Annotated in this window: 4 protein-coding genes; 1 reads left to right on the forward strand and 3 read right to left on the reverse strand. The window is 73.9% G+C overall.

The features are described 5' to 3' along the window. Window positions 1–22: 22 nt before the first annotated feature. The 3 genes from P1P70_RS39740 to P1P70_RS39750 all read right to left on the reverse strand — a co-directional run bounded on the left by P1P70_RS39740 (window position 23) and on the right by P1P70_RS39750 (window position 4,482). Window positions 23–2,527 (reverse strand): LuxR C-terminal-related transcriptional regulator, encoded by a 2,505-nt coding sequence (locus tag P1P70_RS39740; RefSeq protein WP_319246611.1) that lies wholly within the window; start codon window positions 2,525–2,527, stop codon window positions 23–25. 130 nt (window positions 2,528–2,657) lie between these two features. Beyond that, complete coding sequence (locus tag P1P70_RS39745) at window positions 2,658–3,545, reverse strand: hypothetical protein (RefSeq protein ID WP_319246614.1); 888 nt, start codon at window positions 3,543–3,545, stop codon at window positions 2,658–2,660. Window positions 3,546–3,660: 115 nt separating this feature from the next. Continuing rightward, on the reverse strand, window positions 3,661–4,482 hold the full coding sequence (locus P1P70_RS39750) for a DUF3152 domain-containing protein (RefSeq protein WP_319246617.1): 822 nt from the start codon (window positions 4,480–4,482) through the stop codon (window positions 3,661–3,663). Window positions 4,483–4,766: 284 nt separating this feature from the next. On the opposite strand from P1P70_RS39750, the gene P1P70_RS39755 reads away from it, so the two are divergent. Next, window positions 4,767–5,563: MerR family transcriptional regulator (locus P1P70_RS39755; protein ID WP_319246620.1), on the forward strand; the 797-nt coding region annotated here is incomplete at its 3' end.

The raw sequence follows: 5,563 nt of genomic DNA on the forward strand, positions 1-5,563 counted from the left end.
GTCCCGGTGGGTACGCCGCCCGCTACAGCCCCGCCCGCGCGCTGAACCAGGCCGCCACCTGACTGCGGTTGTGGAACCCCAGCTTCACGAGGATGCGTTCGACATGGCCCTCGGCGGTGCGCCGGGCGATGACGAGGTGGTCGGCGATCTGCTTGTTGGTGCGGCCCTGCGCCACGAGGGCCGCGACCTGCAGTTCACGGCGGGTCAGCGGGACCGGGTCGACGACGGGGGCGGTGACGGGGGCCGAGGCCTTCGTCGACGCCAGGGCGCGGGCCGGAGTCCCGGCCGTGAGGGAGCCCTCCCGGTGGCCCGGCGAGGAGCTGGCCGCGTTCCGGCGCACGGCGGGCACCTCCCCCGCGTGCACACCGGGACCCGAGCCGTCCCGCCCGTCGTCCGCCCTCGGCGCGAAGGCCGCGCCCTCATACCGTCCGCCCGTGCGCGCGGCGGACGGGCCCTCCCCCGGCTCGCCCAGGGCGTAGGCCACCGCCTGCTCCGGTGTGAGACGGCCGCCCCGGCGGTGGGCGAGGGCGTAGGCGTGATCGCCGAGGGCGCGGCGGGCGTGGTGTTCGGCGGCGCGGGGGCGGCCGGGCTGGAGGGCCTCCACGGGGTTGCCGCCGATGTCGTGCCAGATCCGGTCGACGGCACCGCGCAGCACACCGGCCCGCTCGGCGTCACCCGCCAGCGCCTCGGCGGCGGCGAGCAGATCGAGGGTGCGGGCGAGGCTCTGGTGCTGGCTCACGGTGTACGGCAGCCGCAGACAGGCACGGGCGTGCTCGGCGGCCCGGTCGTACTGCCCGGCCGACCAGTGCGCGAGGGCGAGGGTGCGCAGCGCCCAGGAGCGGGCCCACTGTTCCCCGTGGGCCTCGCAGAGGGCGACGGCCTCGGCGCACAGCGGGATCGCCTCGTCGGCACGGCCCCGGCTGACGAGGGTGCAGGCCAGTTCGACGCGGGTGAGGACGACGAAGGCGGTGCAGGCGCGGGCCCGGCCCGGGGCGAGAGCGCCGGCCGGCGGGGGCGCGGGCACCGGGAGTTCCTCGTCGGCGTCGGCAGCGGTCCGCACCGGGTCGAGGCCGGCCAGGACGGCGGCGGAGCGGCTGTGGACCAGGGAGGTCAGGGCGCCCGCCCACATGGCGCGGGTCAGGGCCACATCGGGGTGCGCCCCGGCGCGCAGGGCGCCGTCCATCCAGTGCCGTCCCTCGCCCCAGATGCCGCCCGCGACCCAGTGGAACCACAGCCGGGCGGCGAGACGCAGCCCGTGCTGGGCCTCGCCGGGGGTGGTCAGGCAGAAGTCGAGGGCGGCCCGGAAGTTGTCCTGGTCGATGCGGATGCGTTCGGTGATCTCCGTCTGGTCGGGACCGAACCAGGCCTGCTCGTACTCGGCGCCGAGACGCGCGAAGTGGTCCCGGTGGCGGCGCCGGGTCTCGGTCGCCGCGCCCAGGGCATGCAGTTTCTCCAGCCCGTAGTCGCGCAGCGACACCAGCAGCCGGTAGCGGACCTGACCGCCGTGCTCCTCCCGGACGAGCACCGACTTGTCGACGAGCCCGGCGACGGCGTCCAGCACCGCGCACGGGGCGATCCGCTCCCCCGTCCCGGCGTCCTCCCCGGCGCAGACCGCCTCGGCGGCGGCGAGATCGAAGCCGCCGACGAACACCGACAGCCACGCCCACACCAACTGCTCCTGCGGGGTGCACAGTTCATGGCTCCAGTCGACGGCGGAGCGCAGGGTGCGGTGGCGGGGCGCGGAGGTGGGGCTGCCGCAGGTCAGGAGCTGGTAGCGGTCGTCGAGGCGTTCGACGAGCTGGTCCACGCCGAGGGCGCGCACCCGGACCGCCGCCAGTTCGATGGCGAGGGGCAGCCCGTCGAGGCGACGGCAGAGCCGGGCCACGGCCTGCTGGTTCGCCTCACCGACGGTGAAACCGGGCACCACGGCCGCCGCCCGGTCGGCGAACAGCCTGAGCGCGGGGAAGGACTCCATCGCCGACGAACTCGTGGACAGGCTCAGCTCCTCCGGCGCGGGCGCGGGCAGCGGCGGCACCTCGAAGAGCTGCTCCCCGGCCAGCCCGAGCCGGTGCCTGCTGGTCGCGAGGATCCGTACGCCCTCGGTGGCCGCCAGCACGGTCCCCGCGAGGACGGCACAACTGCGCAGCAGGTGCTCGCAGTTGTCCAGGACGATCAATAACCGCCGCTCGCGCAGGTGGTCGACGAGGATCTCCAGCGGGGGCCGCACGGTCTCGTTGCGGACGCCGAACGCGTCGTTGACGGCGTGCGGGACGAACGCCTCGTCGCTCAGCGCGGCCAGCGGCACGAGCCACACGCCGTCCGGGAAGGCCCGTGCGACCTGTCCCGCCACATGCCCGGCGAGGCGGGTCTTGCCGACCCCGCCGGGTCCCGTCAGCGTCAGCAGTCTCCCCGCCGACAACAACCGTCTGACATCGGCCGCCTCGTCCCGCCGCCCCACGAAGCTCGTCAGCTCCGCCGGGAAACCGGAAGTGCGCCGCGACTCCGATCCGCCCACGATGCTGGTCACGCCCTCAGTTGTGGTTCCCGTACGCGCTGTTGTAACCCCGAAGGGTAGGCAGCGGGCACGGGCGGGACGCCCGCTTCGTGGATTTCCCGCCTCTTCGGGTGAGGGGGCTCGCGGCTGCGCGGGCCGCGGGTCAGGCGGTGGCGGCGGCCAGGATCGCCTCGACCACGCGGGGCAGCGAGTCCGGGTGCAGCCACAGGAAGAGGTTGGGCTCGACGAGCTCCAGCTCCATCACACACGGCTGCCCATCCGCCCCGGTGACCATGTCGACCCGCGCGTACAGCAGCTCGGACCGGCCGGGTACGGCGGCCAATGCCCGCTCGGCGACGGCGAGTTCGGCCTCGGTCGGAGTCCAGGGCACCAGGTCGGGGTGGGCGGTCTTCTCGGCGTCGTAGGCCGTGCCGGGCGCGAGCACGGCGCCCTTGCGGCTGGCGTGCAGCAGTCGGCCGCCGAAGAACTGCAGGGCCCGCTCCCCCTCGGTGTCGATGCTGCTCACGAACGGCTGCACCATCGCGGTGAGCCCCTCGCCGTGCATCCGCCCGACATGCGCGGCGGCCGTCTCCCGCTGGTCGGGGGTGTAGCGGGCGGCGTACCGGGCGCCCGCGCCGGAGGTGGGCTTCACGACGTACGCGTGCGCCTCGGGCAGCCGCAGGGGGTCGCCGGGTGCGAGGTAGTCCGTCGGTACGACGGGCACACCGGCCCGCGCAAGATCGCCGATGTACCGCTTGTCGGCGTTCCAGCGCACGACCTCTGCCGGGTTGGCGAGCCGGGTGGCCTCGCCGGTCTTCTCCGCCCAGGCCACGAACTCGGCCGCGCGCCAGCTGTAGTCCCAGGTGGACCGGATGACGACCAGGTCGTGTCCGGCCCAGTCGGCCGCCGGATCGTCCCAGCGCACGGCCACCGCGTCGGCCCCGGCCTCCCGCAGCGCCTCCACCAGCACCGGCAGATCCCGGTCGTGGTCGATCCTGGGCCCGGGATCGTAGGTGGCGAGGGCGATACGGGGGGCGGCTGTGCGGGCCACGGGGGCTCCATTCTCGTACGTCTGCGGCGGGTCTTCGGCGCAGGCTAACAAGCGGGGGTGACGTGACGGGACCGGGTTCTCGCGGGCACCCGGGCCGCCGTCGGCCCGTTCCGGCTCACGGCACCGAGGGCCCCGTGATGAAGCGGCCGTCCTCGTCGTACGGCCAGACGTTGGGGACGCAGCCCTTCATGCCCTTGATCTGCTGCATCATCGCCGGGGCGGGCTCGCCCTCGCCCGGGCAGGTGACATGGCCCTGGCCGAGGAAGTGGCCGACCTCGTGGTTGATGATCAGGGCACGGTAGGCCTCGACGTCGTCGGCGTAGGCGGGGGTCGCCAGCTCCCAGCGTTCGAGGTTGACCATGACGTCGTCGCCTGCCTGGCAGTTGTACTCGCCGCCGGTGTTCAGCCCGACCCTGCTGCAGAATTCGTCGACCGTACCGGGAGTGGCCACCTTGACGACGAAGTCGGTGGGGCCGCCGGAGACCCGCTGGAACGCCGATTCGCCGTCGGTGGTCCAGCCGCGCGGGTCGTCGAGGATGGCCTCCACCTCCTCGGCGACATCGGCCGCCGACAGCGTCAGCCCCTTCTCGACGTCGACCCGGTAGCGCAGGGGCGTGCCCTTGCCCACCTTGGGACTGCCGCCGGAGGCCGTGGTGAACGTGCCGGGCCCGGTTCTGGGGATGGAGACCGGCGAGTCGTCGGGAGAGGGCGACCCCGAGTCGCTCGGTGACGAACTGGGTGAGGAGGAGGGGCTGCCGGACGCACCCGCGTCGACGCCCGCGTCGGCGTCGGCACTCCGGCTGGGACCGGGTGAGCGCCGGGACCGCTCGGGCGAGGGTTCGGCGGACGTGGTCGCCCCGGACCCGCCGGCCGTCTCGCCCGTGCCGCCGCCCACCCATCCCACCGCGGCCAAGCCGGCGACACCGACGACCGCCACCGCCCCGAGCCCGCTCCACAGAGGCGCCCTCGCTCGCGACGCGGGTTCCTTCCGCCGTCGGCCGCCACGGGTTCGACTGCGGCGGCGAGAACGTGGTGCCTTGTGCGCGCTCATGTTCCTTCAGAGTGTGATCAGTATGTGATCGGATGTGGCCGAGTCGATTACGAAAAGATAACGGATGATCGGCTCGGCTTCCGCACCACCGCTTGACCTTCACCTTCGGTGAAGCCCCAGCATCGAGAGCGGAACGAGGAACGCCAGGACCGGAAGAGCCAGGGGGAGCCATGGAAATGCTGACGATCGGGGCCTTCGCCAAGGCGTGCCGGCTGTCACCGAAGGCACTGCGGCTCTACGACGAGTTGGAGCTGCTGCGGCCCGCCCGGGTCGACCCCGACACCGGCTACCGCTACTACGCCGCCGAGCAGTTGGAGCAGGCCCGGCTGGTGGCCTGGCTCCGCCGGCTCGGGATGCCGCTGGCCCGCATCCGTACGGTGTGCGCGCTGGAGCCGGGCCCCGCGACCCGGGAGATCCGGGCGTACTGGGCCGGCGTGGAGGCCGAGACGGCGGCCCGACGCGACCTGGCGACCTTCCTCGTGGACCACCTCACCCACCCGTCCGAGGAGGACACCGCGATGCTCGAACTCCGTTACGCCGCCCTTTCCGACACCGGCCTCGTCCGCGCCGCCAACCAGGACACCGCCTACGCGGGCACCCGCGTCCTCGCCGTGGCCGACGGCTTCGGCCCCGCCGGGGCCCCCGCGAGCACGGCCGCCGTGGAGGCCCTGAAGACCCTGGACCGCGAGACCCTCCCGGCGGGCAGCGTGCTGAACCTGCTGGAGGACGCGGTACGCGGCGCGAGCGACGCCGTACGGGGCGTCGCGGGGACCGGGGACGACGGCACGACCCTGACGGCGATGCTCTGGACCGGCTCGCACCTCGCCCTGGTCCACATCGGCGACTCCCGCGCGTATCTCCTGCGCGACGGCGAACTGTTCCGGATCACCCACGACCACACCGTCGTGCAGTCGATGATCGACGAGGGCCGCCTGACCCCGGAGGAGGCCGCCACCCACCCCCAACC

The sequence above is a fragment of the Streptomyces sp. MB09-02B genome (assembly GCF_033794485.1).
Classification (GTDB): Bacteria; Actinomycetota; Actinomycetes; order Streptomycetales; family Streptomycetaceae; genus Streptomyces.